The organism is Paraburkholderia caledonica (assembly GCF_000383275.1).
GTDB lineage: Bacteria > Pseudomonadota > Gammaproteobacteria > Burkholderiales > Burkholderiaceae > Paraburkholderia > Paraburkholderia caledonica.
Genome location: NZ_KB911040.1, coordinates 288,932 through 305,502 on the forward strand (window position 1 = coordinate 288,932; position 16,571 = coordinate 305,502).

Annotated in this window: 15 protein-coding genes; 5 read left to right on the forward strand and 10 right to left on the reverse strand. The window is 64.6% G+C overall.

Annotation, left to right across the window (positions count from 1 at the left end; all coding sequences use genetic code 11):
* Positions 1-419 precede the first annotated feature (419 nt).
* Positions 420-1,058 carry a TetR family transcriptional regulator gene (locus H281_RS0121470; protein WP_020069213.1) on the forward strand — a complete coding sequence of 213 codons (639 nt, stop codon included), beginning with the start codon at positions 420-422 and terminating at the stop codon, positions 1,056-1,058.
* A gap of 219 nt (positions 1,059-1,277) precedes the next feature.
* On the opposite strand, the gene H281_RS0121475 is transcribed toward H281_RS0121470, so the two are convergent.
* Positions 1,278-1,904, reverse strand: a complete 627-nt coding sequence (locus H281_RS0121475; protein WP_020069214.1) for a cysteine hydrolase family protein — start codon at positions 1,902-1,904, stop codon at positions 1,278-1,280.
* 177 nt (positions 1,905-2,081) lie between these two features.
* Between H281_RS0121475 and H281_RS0121485 the strand changes: the two genes are divergently transcribed.
* Positions 2,082-3,089, forward strand: a complete 1,008-nt coding sequence (locus H281_RS0121485; RefSeq protein WP_027804825.1) for a helix-turn-helix domain-containing protein — start codon at positions 2,082-2,084, stop codon at positions 3,087-3,089.
* A gap of 237 nt (positions 3,090-3,326) precedes the next feature.
* Here the strand turns inward: H281_RS0121485 and H281_RS0121495 are convergent, their stop codons facing one another.
* The 6 genes from H281_RS0121495 to H281_RS0121520 all read right to left on the reverse strand — a co-directional run bounded on the left by H281_RS0121495 (position 3,327) and on the right by H281_RS0121520 (position 8,997).
* Positions 3,327-4,061, reverse strand: a complete 735-nt coding sequence (locus H281_RS0121495; protein ID WP_020069218.1) for a CoxG family protein — start codon at positions 4,059-4,061, stop codon at positions 3,327-3,329.
* A gap of 30 nt (positions 4,062-4,091) precedes the next feature.
* Positions 4,092-4,484, reverse strand: a complete 393-nt coding sequence (locus H281_RS0121500) for a DUF427 domain-containing protein (protein ID WP_020069219.1) — start codon at positions 4,482-4,484, stop codon at positions 4,092-4,094.
* Between the two features lie 128 nt (positions 4,485-4,612).
* Complete coding sequence (locus H281_RS0121505) at positions 4,613-5,110, reverse strand: hypothetical protein (RefSeq protein ID WP_020069220.1); 498 nt, start codon at positions 5,108-5,110, stop codon at positions 4,613-4,615.
* A gap of 256 nt (positions 5,111-5,366) precedes the next feature.
* A complete protein-coding gene (locus tag H281_RS0121510) occupies positions 5,367-6,887 on the reverse strand; it encodes a DegQ family serine endoprotease (RefSeq protein ID WP_020069221.1) in 1,521 nt (506 codons plus the stop codon).
* Between the two features lie 141 nt (positions 6,888-7,028).
* Positions 7,029-8,330, reverse strand: a complete 1,302-nt coding sequence (locus tag H281_RS0121515) for an ATP-binding protein (protein WP_020069222.1) — start codon at positions 8,328-8,330, stop codon at positions 7,029-7,031.
* A gap of 4 nt (positions 8,331-8,334) precedes the next feature.
* The gene (locus H281_RS0121520) at positions 8,335-8,997 is read right to left on the reverse strand and encodes a response regulator (RefSeq protein ID WP_020069223.1); all 663 of its coding nucleotides are present in this window, start codon (positions 8,995-8,997) and stop codon (positions 8,335-8,337) included.
* Positions 8,998-9,299: 302 nt separating this feature from the next.
* Here H281_RS0121520 and dacB point away from each other — a divergent pair, with 302 nt between their 5' ends.
* From dacB to H281_RS0121540, 3 genes are all read left to right on the forward strand, one after another.
* On the forward strand, positions 9,300-10,997 hold the full coding sequence (gene dacB, locus H281_RS0121530; protein ID WP_020069225.1) for a D-alanyl-D-alanine carboxypeptidase/D-alanyl-D-alanine endopeptidase: 1,698 nt from the start codon (positions 9,300-9,302) through the stop codon (positions 10,995-10,997).
* A 149-nt stretch (positions 10,998-11,146) separates the two neighbouring features.
* A complete protein-coding gene (locus H281_RS0121535) occupies positions 11,147-12,100 on the forward strand; it encodes a sterol desaturase family protein (protein ID WP_027804826.1) in 954 nt (317 codons plus the stop codon).
* 94 nt (positions 12,101-12,194) lie between these two features.
* Entirely contained in the window at positions 12,195-13,445 is a 1,251-nt protein-coding gene (locus H281_RS0121540) for an SGNH/GDSL hydrolase family protein (protein ID WP_020069227.1), read from the forward strand.
* A 159-nt stretch (positions 13,446-13,604) separates the two neighbouring features.
* On the opposite strand, the gene H281_RS0121545 is transcribed toward H281_RS0121540, so the two are convergent.
* The 3 genes from H281_RS0121545 to purE form a co-directional block, all read right to left on the reverse strand.
* Positions 13,605-14,669: an L-threonylcarbamoyladenylate synthase gene (locus H281_RS0121545; protein ID WP_020069228.1), complete on the reverse strand. Its 1,065-nt coding sequence runs from the start codon at positions 14,667-14,669 to the stop codon at positions 13,605-13,607.
* Positions 14,670-14,679: 10 nt separating this feature from the next.
* The gene (locus tag H281_RS0121550; RefSeq protein ID WP_020069229.1) at positions 14,680-15,876 is read right to left on the reverse strand and encodes a 5-(carboxyamino)imidazole ribonucleotide synthase; all 1,197 of its coding nucleotides are present in this window, start codon (positions 15,874-15,876) and stop codon (positions 14,680-14,682) included.
* Between the two features lie 156 nt (positions 15,877-16,032).
* On the reverse strand, positions 16,033-16,551 hold the full coding sequence (gene purE / locus H281_RS0121555; protein ID WP_020069230.1) for a 5-(carboxyamino)imidazole ribonucleotide mutase: 519 nt from the start codon (positions 16,549-16,551) through the stop codon (positions 16,033-16,035).
* Positions 16,552-16,571 lie beyond the last annotated feature (20 nt).

Sequence of the window (16,571 nt, forward strand, 5' to 3'; positions counted from 1 at the left end):
ACCTCTGTCTATGACTGAGAATGAAAAAGTGCGCGCATCCCTACCCCGGGGACGACGGCGCACACATGCGTCTTGCGACGCTCGACCGAAAGCCCATGGTTGCCGGCAACAGTTGCGAGGCAACCTGAACCAAATGCGCCATACCGGGAAATGCCGCACCGCGCCGCCCGTTGAAGCACGGCGCGTAAGCGTTTTGAAGACAACAGTGACGGATATTAACCGGTCGTCACAGCTTGGGCTATCCGATCGTGGGGTGCTATTATATATACATTCACGAATGGATGTAAAAGTGCGTTACTTCTCTTGCGGGGCGGGGACCCGGAAGAAAGCTTCGCCAAACAGTTCAGGGCAAACGGATTGTCATCGAGCGTACTTAAAAAGGCTCGGGAAAACCCGCAATCAGGGCAAGTTATACAAATATGGTCAGAAGAACCAAAGAAGAAGCGCTGGAGACGCGCAACAGCATCCTCGACGCAGCCGAACGGGTCTTCTTCGAAAAGGGTGTTTCGCGCACTTCGCTCGCCGACATCGCACAGGCGGCCGGGGTCACGCGCGGCGCCATTTATTGGCATTTTTCCCACAAGAGCGATCTGTTCACCGAGATGTTCGACCGCGTGCTGCTGCCGCTGGACGAACTCAAGGCCGCGTCGCTGGACCCGAACGAGCCCGATCCGCTTGGGCGGTTGATGGAGATCTGCATCGTCTGTGTGCGCGATACCGCGACCGATCAGCGACGCCGTCGCGTGTTCGACATTCTGTTTCTGAAGTGCGAGCTGGTCGAAGAGATGGGACCGGTCATGGTCCGCTATCAGACCAATATGCGCGAGGCGCTGATCAAGATAGAAGGCGGCTTGCGCAACGCAATCTCGAAAGGGCAATTGCCGGAAGATCTCGATACGAAGCTCGCTGCTGCCATGGTGCATGCGTTCGTCGGCGGATCGCTGCGCGACATGCTGTTTCTACCCGATGCCACGGATTTCACCGCGCTCGGCGAGCGGATGGTTGAAGGCATTTTCGACGCATTGCGTCTGAGTCCGGCGCTGCGCAAGTCGACGTGACGCGGCGGCTGCGGGCGGCGCACGCGGTGTAGTTTGCGGCCGACTGAGCAGTGGCCGTCGTTGCCGCGGTTGTCGGCAAACTTCCCATTTCGCAAACGGCCGCGCCCGCCCTCGCAGCGCTCGTTGTCACGCTGGACCAGCGTTGGACCGCCATACGCCGCGGCCTGCAAAACGCGACCCTCGACTCGCGGCCTTTCAGCCGCGTCCCTCACGCCAGCATCAGCGATTCCGGCTGCGCGCCTTCTGATTCGACGCATAAATGTTGCCGCGCTCTAACGGCACTCCGCTACTGACGGCGGCAAGCCATTCGTCGGTGCTCGCCACCGCCGCAAAGCGCGATTGCAGCACCACACTGAATACGCGATGAATCTCTTCCGCGCTCGCAAAGCCCGCGCTGTTTTCATACGGCACGGAGCCGGTTGCATCGTGCAGGAATTCGACGGCGAGGCCCGCGTGGACCGCATGATTGATGGTGGATGCGTCGCAGTTATGCGTCATGTAACCCACGACCGTCACCGTGTCGATTTGCCGTGCTGTCAGCCAGTCGGCGAGGTCCGTGCCGGTGAACGCGCTCGGCAGCGACTTTTCCACATAATGATCGCGCTCACGGGAAGCGACCACCGGGTGCAGTTCGGCTCCCTCGCTCCGGCGCGCGAACAGCGGCGAAGTGGCCGGCGCGAAGTTCTGCACGATTACCACCGGCACGCCGGCGGTGCGCGCGGCGTCGATCGCGCGTCCAATGTTGGCTAGCGAGCTTTGGACGTCCGGATACTCGATCGGCAGATTGCCCGTTACGTATTCGTTCTGCACATCGATGACAATCAACGCACGGCGTGGTGTGGTCATGGCAAGACTCCTGTGAAAGATTGATGAGGTCGCGCGCCACAGCCCCGCGAGCTTCAGGCAAGCGAGGCCGCCGCGATGACGCATTGTTCGCCTACCGCCGTTTTGCCAACAGCGGCCCGATTGACAATCTTCGCTAGAATCGGGCCATCGTCGTCGCTCTCATAAGGTGCCTGACTCATGGCTACACCTGCAGCCTTTCCCGCTCCGGCCGCCGCAAAGCCCGGCGCACAGCGGTCGCACATCGTCGCCGTGATCGCGTTCGACCGCATCAGCCCATTCCACCTTTCCGTGCCATGCGTGGTGTTCGGCGAGGACCGCAGCGGCGCCGGCGTTCCCGGCTTCGACTTCCGCGTGTGCGCAGCCGAAACCGGCCCGCTGACGACGACCGCAGGATTCTCCATTGCCGTGACTCACGGACTCGAAGCGCTCGCCGAAGCCGACACGATCATCGTGCCTAGCTGGCGCGATCCCGCGGAGCCGCCGCCAGCCGCTTTGCTCGACGCACTGCGCGCGGCGCACGCACGCGGCGCGCAACTCGTCGGTCTATGCCTCGGCGCGTTCGTGCTGGCTGCCGCCGGCATTCTCGACGACCGCCCGGCCTCCACGCATTGGGCATGGGCTGACGACTTCGCGGCCCGTTACCCGCGTGTCCGGCTCGATCGCGACGTGCTTTATGTCGACGACGGGAACGTGCTGACATCGGCGGGCACGGCTGCCGGCCTCGATTGCTGTTTACATGTGCTGCGCAAGATGTGCGGCGCCGAGGTGGCGAACTTCGTCGCGCGGCGGCTCGTCGTATCGCCGCACCGGCAAGGCGGCCAGGCGCAATACATCCAGCAGCCGCTGCCGCCGAACGTCCGCGAAGACCGGCTCTCGGGTCTGCTCGATTGGGTGTGCGGCAACCTCGACGCGCCGCACACGCTCGACAGCCTCGCGGCGCGCGCGCTGATGAGCCGGCGCACCTTCACGCGGCGCTTCAGGCTCGCCACCGGCACGACCGTCGGCGCGTGGCTGCTCGCACAACGGCTCACGCGCGCGCAGCAGTTGCTGGAGAGTTCGGATCAGTCGGTGGAAGCGATTGCGGGCATCGCCGGGTTCGGGTCGGCGGCGTCACTGCGTCAGCATTTCGCCGACGCCTTTCGGACCTCGCCCTCGGCATGGCGAAGAGAATTTCGCGGCGCATGAAATACCGCGCCCACGCAATTGCCGCGTGACACGCACGCTACGAACGAAGAAAACGCCGCGTGACACATTGAAAGCGAAGCATGGCATCGACGTCGCGAAGCAACGCAGGGTGACAAGCGACGCGCTTTCGTAGTCGGTCACCGCGAATTCGTAGTCGCGCGCGCACGACACTCGACCCTACAGACTGCGCAACCGTTCCGCGCGCCGGTCGAGGCATGAAGAACAGCGAGAGCGCCGTCAGTGCTCGCTGATCCAGCGCGCTACATACAGCAGAAGCGCAACGAGAAAAATCATCGCAGCCCATGCCCAGTTCGGCATGGCATGCGGCGTCGGCTCGGGGTGCGAGACGCCGTGCGACACGCTGGCAGCGCGTCCGGCGAGCGGGTTGCCATGTTCGGCGCGGGTGCGACGCGAAACACCGCTCAGCGTGATAGGCCGCAAAAATACATGCTGACGACGCGCCGCCGAACCGCGCGCGCGGTTCGGTCCCTGCCCGTGCTTCGCACGCACGACCGCGCTGAATTCGGCGAAGAAATCGTCGGCGAGATGATGAAGCGCGTTTTCGAGCTGACGCGTGGGCAGTTCAGCGAGCGGCCCCGACGACGTCGCCCAGATCGTGTAGTCGATCCGCGTGCCGCGCTCCCTGCTGCCGAGCGCGCCCTCTTCCGCGCGCAGACGCACTTCGATTTGTCCGCGCAGTGAGCCGATACCTTCGGCGCGCGCCTTGAAATTGATCGTGCGGCGCTCCGCGTCGGCAGGGCCGGAATCTTGGCCCGCGACGTGCGCGCGTGCTTCGTAACGCGCACGCAGTGGCCCGAGTGGCACCGTCATAGCCAGCGCGTATTCGCCGTGCGAAAGGCGCGTGAACGACTCGCAGTTATCGAGGCTGGCGCGCAGGAGCGCGAGGTCTTGCAACGCGTCCCAGACATCGGACGGCGCAAGTGGAATCCGTAACGCGTCGTTCAGTTCCATCCCAGCCTCCGACAGACGCGCGACAGCGGATCAGGACGTCTGATCGATGCGGTCGACGCGCGATGAGTAAAACGCGAGATATCCCTGGATCGGGGCTGCCTGTTCGAATGGCGTCTCGTAAGTCCATACGGCGTTTTCGATCAAGCCGTCTTCGGTGCGCAGGTGGTAGTACGATGCGTCGCCCTTGAACGGACAGTGCGACGTGTGCGTGGAGCGTTCGAGCCGCGCCATGTTCACGTCGTCACGCGGGAAATAGAAAACGTCGGGCAGACCGGTTTCGGCGAGCGTGAGCGCCGCGTGCGTGTCGGCCATCGTCACGCCGCCATGAATCACCCGCACCCGGTGATGATTGCCCGTTATCGTAATGGCGTGCCCGCCGGAGGGTTTGTCCGGGTTTGCGTGAGGTGTCAAGGCATCGCTCATGTCTCGGCTCCATGAAAGTGTGCGGTCGTGCATACAGCAAAGCCACGGGACAGGCCCGTGGCTTCATTATCGGTCAAAGTCCTCGCGATTGCGCGGCCTCCGTGCTGCATGCCCGACAAGCCCCGGGTTTACTGCGTGTTCCAGTAGAACGCCGCTTTCGCCGTGCCCTTTGCGGGCACCGTCAATGCCTTCGACTGGTCGCGGTCCTTGTAGGTCGCATGCACCGTGTAGCGCCCCGGGCGCAGCCTCACGAGCATGTAGGGCCCGCGCGACGCGGTGCTCAACACCTCGCCGTTATGCGCGTCGACAATCCGCACGTGGACGTCGGCCAAGTAGTCCGAGCCCGGTCCGGTAAAGCGCAGCGACAACGGCCATTGGCTTTGCGCCTGCTGCAGTGCCTTGGACTCGTCCAGACCGACGCCGCCCGAGACGAACGACACGTCACCTTGTTGCTGGATTTGCGGCAGACCTCCGCCGTTGGCGTTGCCTGCGCTCGTCTGGTCGGCGGTGGTGCCGCCGGTTACTTCGCTCGCCTGCTGCGCGTATGCGCCGCCCGCCAGACCGAGAGTGAGCGCCACGCTGGCCGCGGCGGCTACGATCTTTCGCTGAGTGCGTTGGTTCTTCATCGGTTTGCTCCTTATTGACGTCCTTATCCGTTACCCGTCGATGGGACCGGATTCAACGTGGATGCAACTGCCGTGCCACGCGGCCGCTCGACAGCACGGCGAATCGCCCGCTTCGCACGTCGCACGCCGCAAAGCGCCCGGTTTGCGGCTTCCGGTACAGAAAGAAAAATGCCGGTCTGTCTGCAGTAAGTGCAAACAGACCGGCAAGCGTTACTCGATGCTCTTCATCGATCAGTCATGACTGACCGGACGTCGATCAACCCAGATCGACCGGCACGAAAATCTGCGCGTTGTCGCGCTGGATCAGCAACGCGATGCTATTGCCCGCGCCGGAGACCATCTGCTTCAACTGATCGACGCTCGTCACCGGCCGGCCGTTGACGGCGAGAATGACGTCGCCCGGTTGAATACCCGCGCTTTCTGCCGCGCCGCCCGACTGCTGCACGAGAAGACCGTGCGAGATCGAAGCACTGCTCTTTTCTTCCGGCGTCAGCGGACGCACGGCCACGCCCAGACGGCCTTGCAACTGCGCGGGCTGATCGGTTTTGTCCGAGGCCAGCTTTGCGTCCGACAACGAGCCGATCGTCACCTTCAGATCCTTCGTGCCCTTGTCACGCCACACCTGCACGGTGGCCGTGCTGCCGGGCGCGAGCCCTGCCACCTGTGAAGGCAGCGCCGACGAATCGCCCACCGGATCGCCGTTCACCGACAGAATCACGTCTCCCGGCTGCAACCCCGCCTTCGCGGCAGGCCCATCCGGATCGACCGAGCTGACGAGCGCGCCTTGCGGCTTCTGCATGCCGAACGAATTTGCCAGCGTCTGATTCATGCTTTGCACCGCGACGCCCAGGCGCCCACGGCTCACGTGACCCGTCTTGACGATGTCGTCCTTGACCTTGATCGCTTCATTGATCGGGATTGCGAACGAAAGCCCCTGGAAGCCGCCGGTCTGCGAGTAGATCATGGAGTTGATGCCGATCACCTCGCCTTGCAGATTGAACAGCGGCCCGCCGGAATTGCCGGGATTCACCGGCACGTCGGTCTGAATGAACGGCGTGTAGTTTTCGTTCGGCAGGGAACGCGATTTCGCGCTGATGATGCCGGAGGTCACCGTATTGTCGAAGCCGTACGGCGAGCCGATGGCGACCACCCATTGACCGACCTTGCTCTGACGCGGATCGCCGATCTTCACTGTCGGCAGACTGCTTGCGTCGATCTTCAGGACGGCGACGTCCGACTGCTTGTCGGCGCCGATCACCTTGGCTTTGAACTCGCGCTTGTCGGTCAGCCTCACAGTGACGACGTTTGCGCCGTCCACCACATGCGCGTTGGTCAGGATATAACCGTCGCTGCTGACGATAAACCCTGAACCGAGGCTCGCGCTCGACTCGTCGGGCGCATCGCCGCCGTCGCCGCCCTGCATGCCCGGCGCGCCGCCAAAGAAGTGCTTGTAGAACTGGTAGAACGGGTCGCTCGGATCGATCGGCAACTGATTGCCGCCGCTCATGCCGCCATTGCCGCCATTACTGCGCAGTGCCGCGCGCTTCACGACGTGCTTTGCACTGATGTTGACTACCGCCGGTCCGTACGTTTCGACGAGACCGGAGAAATCGGGAATGCCGGTTTTCGCGGCGGCTTCGGCAGGCATCATGGCCGCTTGCGCCGGTGAGATGACCTGGGGCGCGGGCACGTCGCGATGGCCCGCCACATAGCCGGCGGAAAGCGCAACGGCGACAGCCGCTGCAACAGCGCTGCGAGACAAGGTTTTCGCGTTCATCGTGTACTCCTGACTGGAGAAAGAAATTCGGATGTCAGGAAGCGTACGGGGCATCGCTTAAAAGAGTCTTAAGCAGCGACAGATCGTGTTTTGGCCTTCTTTTCAGGGTTTTTCCGCACCATGCAAATTGAAAGCATTGGTTCAGAAGCGCACGGTAACCTCAAGGCCGCCGGCCGGCGATTCGTCGAGCGACACCGTAGCGTGGTGTTGCGTCGCGATTCGCCGGACGATCGCAAGGCCGAGTCCGCTGCCGGCCACATCGGTACGCACGCGATTCTCGCCGGCGCCCGCACGATAGAAACGGTCGAAGACACGCTCGCGTTCGGCAGGCTCGATGCCGGGCCCGCTGTCGGCGATACGCACGACCGGATGACCCTGTTCGACATGCAGGCTCACGTCGACGCGCCCGCCTCGCGGCGTGTACTTGGTCGCGTTATCCACGAGATTGTTGAACATGACGCGCAGCGACTCGGGATCGCCGATCACGGTAGCCGCTTCGCTCGCCTCGATGCCGAGGTCCACGCCACGATTTTCAGCCAGCGGCGCATAGGTCACCACGCAGTCCTGCAGCAACGAGCGCAAGTCGACGGCCTCGGTCGCGCCGAGGCCGTCCGGTTCCGAGCGCGCGAGTGCGAGCAGTTGCTCGGCAAGGCGTGTCGCGCGCGTCACACCCGCTTGCAGGTCGGCGAGCGCTTCGCTGCGCGCCGCGTCGTCTTTCGCGCGCGCCACCAGTTGCGATTGAATCTGCACGGCGGCAAGCGGCGTGCGCAGTTCGTGCGCGGCGTCGGCGACGAACGCCTTCTGGATATCGAGCGCGGTGGCGAGCCGCTGCAACAGCCCGTTCAACGCGCGCACGAGCGGCTGCACTTCGAGCGGCAGGCGCTGATCGGGCAACGGATCGAGCGCCTCGGGATGACGCGCATCGAGCGCGCTCGTCACGCGCCGCAGCGGGCGCAACCCGCGTCCGATGATCACCCACACTGCGAGCCCGAGCGCCGGCAGCAGCACGATCAACGGCCACAACGTGCGCAACGCGACGTCGGCGGCAAGGCGGTTGCGCACCGACAGCGGCTGCGCCAACTGCACGACGTTATCGCCGACGATCGCCCCGTACACGCGCCAGTCGCCGCGATCCGTATGCTCGGTCGTGAAGCCCAGTTCAGCGCGCGGCGCGAGCGGCGCGCGAGGACGCGAGTAGTACATCAGCACGCCGTTGCGATTCCAGATCTGCAGCACGATGCCTTCGTCGCCGGTATCGCGCGAGCCGAGCACTTGTGAGAACGGTTCGGACGGCAGGGCCGCGGCGATCTGCTCCAACTGGTAGTCGAACAGTTCATTCGCTTCGGCAAGCGCCTGGCGGTAAATCAGCCAGCCCGCCACGCCGACGCCGAGTAACACGAGCGCAAGCAGCCACACCAGCAATTGACGGCGGATCGAACGCATCGGCTCAGGCTTCCTTGGCAATCATGTAGCCAAGGCCACGCACGTTGCGGATCAGGTCCGCGCCGAGCTTCTTGCGCAGCGCGTGAATGTAGACCTCGACTGTATTGCTGCCGATCTCCTCGCCCCAGCCGTACATTTTTTCTTCCAGCTGACTCTTCGAGAGGACGGCGCCGGGCCGGGCGAGCAGCGCTTCGAGCAGCGCAAACTCTCGCGCCGACAAGGCCACTGGCGCACCGTCGAGCGTGACCTGATGCGACGCGGGATCGAGCGTCAGATTGGCGTGGCGGATTGTCGAGTCGCTGCGGCCCGACTGGCGACGGATCAGTGCACGCATACGCGCGCCGAGTTCGTCGAGATCGAATGGCTTGACGAGGTAATCGTCCGCGCCGGCGTCGAGACCCTTCACGCGGTCGGCTACCGCGTCGCGCGCCGTGACGATCAGCACCGGCAAAGCGTGGCCGCGCGCGCGCAGCGTGCGCAATACGTCCAGACCGTCGCGCTTGGGCAGCCCGAGGTCGAGCAACACGAGGTCGTAGGGCTGGCTGCCCGCCGCGCTGAGCGCCGCTTCGCCGTCTTCCACCCAGTCGACCGCGAAGCCTTCGCCGCGCAGCGCCTTGCGGACGCCCTCGGCGATCATCCGGTCGTCTTCGACTAGCAAGATGCGCATGGTCCCGTTTCCTCAACATTCGATGATGCCGCATTCTAGCGCCCGCTCTGCGCGTGCGCGCCGTGTGGCGCTTTTTTCACCGCAGCGCGGCGGCATGTCACTACAATGGGCGCTTTGCGTCGCGCGGCGGTTTCGGGCTTGAGTCACGTAGTACGCGAGCAATGCGCGCCAGCTCGAATGCCTCAACGCCGCATGCGCAATGACGAACCCGCCGACGCGCTGCGAACCTTCGTGCGGCGCATCTCCACTGCTTTGAATCGCCGCGTGCTGCACGCCCTGACATTTTGCTTTCTCGCCCGTCCATGACGCACGCTTTCCTGTCTTTCGCCGCACGCCATCTTCATCGAGCGGCGCTGCGCTCGCGCTTAACGTCGTCGTTCATCGCACCCTTGTCCGCCTGCTGTGGTTCCGCCGCGCCGCGCCGCGCGGCGTCGCACGCGAGCGCATGGCTGCTCGTCTGTGCCGCGCTCGCCGGCGGCGCGTCGCTGCCGCTTGCTGCGCAGGCGCGCGTCAAGGCGGCCCATCCGAGCGTCAACGTCAGCACCGTGTTGCCGCAATCGGTGATGATCGGCTTGCAGCGCGCGCACGTGCCGTTGTCGTCGATCAGCGTGGTCATCGAAAAAGTCGGCGATCGCACGCCGATCGTCGCGCTGAATGCGGGCAAGCCGATGATGCCCGCCTCGACGATGAAGCTCGTCACCACCTACTCTGGTCTGTCGATTCTCGGCCCCGACTACCGCTGGCGCACCAACGCGTACGCCGACGGCACAGTCGACGCCAACGGCGTGCTGCATGGCAATCTGTACATTCAAGGTACGGGCGACCCGAAGCTCGTGCCCGAAGAACTCATCGACCTCGTGCAGAAGATCCACAAGGCGGGGATTCGCGGCATAGACGGCGCACTGGTGCTCGACAAGCGCTACTTCGATCCGTCGACGCGCGATCTGCCGCCGTTCGACGACGACGCGAGCGCGCCGTATAACGTCGGGCCCGACCCGCTGCTGTACGCATTCAAATCGCTGTCGTTCACGTTGACGCCTTCATCGGACGGCACCGTCACCATCGACGTACTGCCCGCGCTTGCACAGTTGCAGATCGAGAATCAGATGCGCGCGGTCAACGGCCCGTGCCGCGGCGAAGCGGCATCCGTGTCGCCCACCGTCACGCCGACGCCGAACGGCACGCTCGTCGCATCGTTCGCCGGCGACTATTCGGTGCGCTGCGGTCCGCGCACCGTCAACGTCGCGGTGCTGGACCACTCGGCGTTCTTCGCGGGCGGCTTCCTTGCTTTGTGGCAGCAGACGGGCGGCACCTTCAGCGGCGCGACGCGTGAAGGTGCCGTGCCCGTCGGCGCAAAACTCGTGGCCACGCATCAGGGGCCGGTGTTGTCGGATATCGTTCGCGACATCAACAAGTTCAGCAATAACACCATGGCGCGCAACCTGTTCCTGTCGATCGGAGCGGCCGAAGAAAAAGGGCCCGCGACGCCCGCCAAGTCCGCCCGCGCGATCGAGGCGTTCCTGCGGCGTGACAGCATCGACATGGAATATCTGACGCTCGACAACGGCTCGGGCCTCTCGCGCGAGGAGCACATCACCGCGCTGTCGCTCGCCGACCTGCTGCAACGCGCCAACGCGAGCCCTGTCGCCCAGGTGTTCGTGCAGTCGCTGCCCATTGCCGGTGTCGACGGCACCATGCGCAACCGGCTGACCAACCAGGGCGCGGGCGGTAACGCGCAAATCAAGACCGGCACCTTGCGCGACGTGCGGGCGATCGCCGGCTACGTGGCATCGGCGGACGGCAACAGCTACGTGGTGGTGAGCTTCATCAACGATCCGCACTCCGAGGCCGCGCGGGCAGCGCACGACGCGCTGCTCGAATGGGTGTATCAGGGACCGAGCTCTGGCTTCAGCAAGATCTCGGCGCCTGCCGCGGAATCGGCCGGCGTGACACCGCATGGCAAGCCCAGGAAAAACCCGCGCAAGCGCGAAGCGCATTGAGGATTCCTTCTAGCGAAGGCGGCGCGCGGTGAGACCTTAAGCGTGTACGCTGTCGAGCAGTGTTCGAGACGCGCTGCACGCTCGCACAGCAACACGACAAAACACCGCGGCATATCACGCGGCGACAAGGGACCACGGAGGAAGACACCATGCAATTCGACGCCGAATTGCTGCTGCTCGCCATGGCGCCAGTCTTTCTCGCATGTATCGGCTGGGAGGCGTGGCACCTGCGGCGAACGCGCCCCGGCGCGCGGCTCTATAGCTGGCGCGATACGCTGTGCAACGCAGCGCTCGCGCTCATGCAGCAAGCCGCCGACAAGCTCGCCTGGCTTGCGATCATCCCGGTCTATGCGTTCTTCTACGATCACTACCGCGTCTACACGTGGCACGCAGGCTGGCTTTCGTTTGCAGTGCTGTTCGTCGCGCAGGATCTGCTCTACTACGTGTTTCACCGTTGCAGCCACCGCGTGCGATGGCTGTGGGCCGCGCATGTCGTGCACCACTCGTCGGCACGGATGAATTTCTCGACCGCGTTCCGCCAGAGCCTGATGTATCCGGTGGCTGGCATGTGGCTCTTCTGGATTCCGCTCGCCGTACTCGGGTTTCCGCCGCAGCAGATCGTCGCTATTGTGCTGATCAACCTGGGCTTCCAGTTTTTCGTGCATACGCAGGCGATCGGTAAATTCGGCAGCAAGCTCGGCTGGCTCGAGTACGTATTCAACACGCCGTCGATTCACCGCGTGCATCACGCGCGCAATGACCGCTATATCGACCGCAACTACGCTGGCGTGCTCGTGGTGTGGGACCGGCTGTTCGGCAGCTACGTCGACGAGGACCCGCGCGAGCCGCCCGTGTACGGCATCGTGGAGCCGCTCGACACGTATAACCCGCTGAAGGTGACGTTCCACGAATGGGCGTCGATGGCGCGCGACTTCGCGAGCGTGCACGGCGCGCGCAACAAGCTGCGTGCACTTTTCGCACCGCCCGCGTGGGCGGCCGACTATCACGCGCGCAGCAGCGGCGGCTCAACGGCCACGCTTGCGCGCGCAACCATCGACGATAACAACGATACGGCCGCGTTTTCCGCACGACGCAGACCGTAGAAGATTCTGTAAGCTGTCGTCACGCCGCCGACGCGGTGGACGCGGCCTGCAATATATGGCGCAAGGGCCAAACATACGAGGAGATGTAGTCAACATGAAGCACACAGCATCGAGGAAACAGCATTGGTTGCGCCTCTCGCAAACCGCCATCGCGAGCGCGGCGTTTGCGCTGCTCGCCGCGTGCGGCGGTGGCAGCGACAATAACAACAACGCCAGCAGCACGCCTGCGGGCGGCGTCAAGTTGCAAGTCGTTTCGTTCGGCGACAGCCTCTCAGACGCCGGCACCTATTCGCCGGTGATTCAGGGCAGCTTCGGCGGCGGCCGCTTCACGACCAATCCGGGCGAAGTGTGGACGCAGAAAGTGGCCGAGTATTACGGCGACACCTTGAAGCCGGCATACCTCGGCGGCTTTGGCCAGCCGCTGGTCGCAACGGGCGGCTACGGTTATGCGCAGGGCGGCTCGGACGTCGTCAATGCTCAAGGCAAAGGCTGGGCGCCTAACAACATGGCGGCCACGACGGTGCCCATCGTGACCCAGGTCGCGAATTACCTCGGTGCCCATTCGAGCTTCAACCCGAATCAGCTCGTGCTCGTGAACGGTGGAGCGAACGACATCTTCCAGTTCGCGGAAAACACCGCTAACCTGACCGCGCTCGGCACCGCGCTACAGACGCAATACCCGCTGCTCGTGCAGGCAGGCAAGCTGCCGAACACGCAGGCAGGCCAGGTCGCGTTCATCGTCGGCTATCTGCAGCAGCTGTCTAACCCGCAGGTCGCTCAGGCCGCCGCCCAACTGGCCGCGCAAGTCAAAACCATTGTTGGCGCGGGTGCGACCCACGTGGTGGTCTCGACTGTGCCCGACATCGGCAATACGCCGCTAGGCGTTGCGTCCAACGCGAAGACACCGGGCTCCGCCGCGCTGCTGTCGGGAATCGCCGCCGCGTATAACTATCTCTTCGTTCAGAACCTCACGGCGCTCGGCCTCGTGGGCACGGGCAAAGTGATCGTGGTCGATGCGTTCGCGTGGCAGGATCAGCAGTTGCCGAACTACAAGGCGCTCGGCTTCACGGTGTCCAACACCGACACTGCGTGCAACCTGAGCGCGATGCAGGCCAACGCAACGGCCTACGCCCGAGCCAATCCCGCCGCGACGAACGGCCTGACTCCGGAGCAGTACGGCAGCCAGTTCGCCTCTTCGCTGTTCTGCTCGCCGCAAACCTACACGGTGGCCGGCGCCGACCAGACCTACATGTTCGCGGACACGGTCCACCCGAGCACGCACATGCACGCGTTGTTCGCGCAGTATGTCCAGCAGCAGATCGCGGCGACCGGGCTCGGTAAATAAGTGGAGTTTGGGAGACCGCGCGTGACGCGGTCTTTAGCTGCGAACGTTGGAATGCGAAACGCCTGGCTGATCGACTGTGTGAGCGTGTCGATTGCAGCCAGGCGTTTTCTTATTGCGCGCTTCTCCGCTACTTCGGAGCACGGCGCGGGATGCGAGAGTTCAGGCGTGGCTTTGCGCTTCGAACGCCGCTGCCGCGCGGCCCAGGCGGTCGTTCACGGCGATCCATTCGATCGTATCCGGCAACTTCTCGATCAAGATGCGCGTGACGTCCGCACGATCGAGCGCCCGCAGCAAGCCGTAAAGCTCGCGTGCATACACGTGCGGATCTTCCGGGGCCGCAATGAAATGCACGCCTTCGGCGTCGGCCCAATGCCCCGCACGCGAAGCGCGGGCAACCAGCGCAACGCGCTCGCCCGGCTCGCGGGCGGCCAGCACCGGCTCCAGCGCGGTGAACGACAACAGCGCCAACGGCGTGCGAGGCGCGTAGTGCGCCTTCAGCGTTCCGGACGCGCGCGGCGCCGTTGCGTCGGAGCCGTCGGGAAGGCGCGGCGCTTCACCGAGCACGTCGGCGATATCTTGCGGCGTGACGCGGCCCGGTCGCAGCAAAGCGGGAAAACCACGCGACAAATCGACGATTGTCGATTCGATGCCGACGTCGGACGCGCCGCCGTCGAGCACATGAATCGCGCTGCCGAACTCCTCGCGAACATGTTGTGCGGTGGTCGGACTCACGTGCCCAAAGCGATTCGCCGAGGGCGCCGCGACGCCGCCATGTCCGTCGCGCAACGCGCTGAACGCCTGCAGCAACGCTTGCGCTACGGGATGCGAAGGACAGCGCAGTCCGACCGAATCCTGCCCGCCGCTGACCGCCGAGGGTATGCGCGCGGCGCGCTTCAGGATGAGCGTGAGCGGCCCAGGCCAGAACGCGTCGATCAAACGCTGCGCTTCCTGAGGCAAATGCTCGACCCAGTAGTGCGGATCGCCTTGCGGAGCCAGATGCACGATCACCGGATGATTCGCCGGCCGGCCCTTCGCCGCATAAATGCGAGCCACCGCGTCTGGGTTCTCCGCGTCGCCGCCGAGCCCATAGACCGTCTCCGTAGGAAACGCGACGAGGCCGCCTGCGTCGAGCAGCGCCGCGGCGTGCTCGATTTGCGCGACGCTCACGGGCAGCGCATTGGCGGCGTCTGCGCCGGGTTGGGCGGGTTGCTGTTGATCGGGCATGGCTTGCGCGTCAGCTCGTGGCGATGTGCAGCAGCCGCGCGCAGTCGCGCCCCGCCGTGCGTGCTTCTTCGAGCGTCGCAGCCGTGAAATTCACATGGCCCATCTTGCGGCCGCAACGGGCCTCTTCCTTGCCGTACAGATGCAAACGCGCCGCCGGCATCGCCGCGACCTCGTGCCATGGCGGCGTGACCGACGCGCCCTTCGGGCCGTCCGGGAACCAGACGTCGCCGAGAATGTTCAGCATGACTGCCGGCGAATGCTGACGGGTGTCGCCAAGCGGCATACCGGTCATTGCACGTACCTGTTGTTCGAACTGGCTGGTCGCGCAGGCGTCGACGGTGTAATGCCCGGAGTTGTGCGGACGCGGCGCCATTTCATTGGCCACGAGCGAGCCGTCTTCGAGGATGAAGAATTCGACACACAGCACGCCGACATAGCCGAGCTTGTCCGCGATTTGAAGCGCGGCTTGTTGCGCCTGCTCGACGAGTGTGGCGCTTGCGTCCGGCGCCGGAACGATGGTGTGCGACAGCACGCCGTCGCGATGCGTGTTTTGCGCGAGCGGGTACACCACCGAAGCGCCGCTCGCCGCGCGCGCGATCAGCGCGGAAACTTCGAACTTCAGCGGCAAGCGCTTTTCCAGCACGCACGGCACGCCGGCGAGCGACGCATACGCCTCGCGCACTTCGGCGGCATTGCGCACGCGAACCTGGCCCTTGCCGTCATAACCCATGCGAGCCGTTTTGAGGATGCCGGGCAGCACGGCTTCGAGCTTCGCATCGTCAAGCGCGGCGAGCGCGTCCGACGATTCGATCACCACGTGCGGTGCGACCGTCACGCCCGACGACGCGATAAAGCGCTTCTCGGCAATGCGATCCTGAGCCACGGCGACGCATCGGCCGGCCGGGCTCACGAACGTGGTCTTTGCGAGGAAGTCGAGGCTCGCGGCCGGCACGTTCTCGAATTCGGTGGACACCGCCGCGCATAGCCGGGCGAGTTCGGTCAGCGACGCTTCATCGTCGTAGGCCGCGCGCAGATGGCGGTCGGCGACCGAGCCGGCCGGGCTGCTTTCATCCGGATCGAGCACGGCGACGCGATAGCCCATTGCCTGAGCGGCAAAGCAGAACATGCGGCCGAGCTGGCCGCCACCAACCATGCCGAGCCATGCGCCGGGCAAAATCGGTGAAACCGGTGTGTTGTCTGGGTTCATCTTAGTGGTCGGTCGCGACCGGGTGTGCCTGCAGTCCTGCAACTCCTGCAATGGCAACCGTCCGGCCGGTGGGTCTGACAGGGGACTTCGTGTATCAATCGAGCCGTTACTGAGGCCGTTTTCAGCAGGTGCATCGGCCCATTTCCCGGCGCGCGCTTACAGCGCCGGCAATACCATTGCGTGGGCCGCTTCGTTCTGGCGCACGCGGAACGCCGCAAGCTTCTCGGCATATTCGCCGCTCGTGCCGCTCAGGATCGAGACCGCGAACAGCGCCGCATTCGCCGCGCCCGCTTCGCCGATCGCAAACGTGGCGACGGGCACGCCTTTCGGCATCTGCACGATCGAGTGCAACGAGTCGACACCCTTCAGATACTTGCTCGCCACCGGCACGCCGAGCACCGGCACCGTGGTCTTGGCCGCCAGCATGCCCGGCAGATGCGCCGCGCCGCCCGCGCCCGCGATGATCGCCCGGATACCGCGCTCGCGCGCGCTTTCAGCATAGGCGAACATTTCGTCCGGCATGCGGTGCGCGGAGACGACCTTTGCCTCGTAGGGCACGCCGAATTCCTGCAGGATCGCGACGGCGTTCTTCATTACTTCCCAGTCGGAACTGGAGCCCATCAACACGCCGATAACCGGCGCGCCATGCGTGTGGGCGGTCTGTGCTTCACTCATCTTGCGGCTTCCTTTTCTCG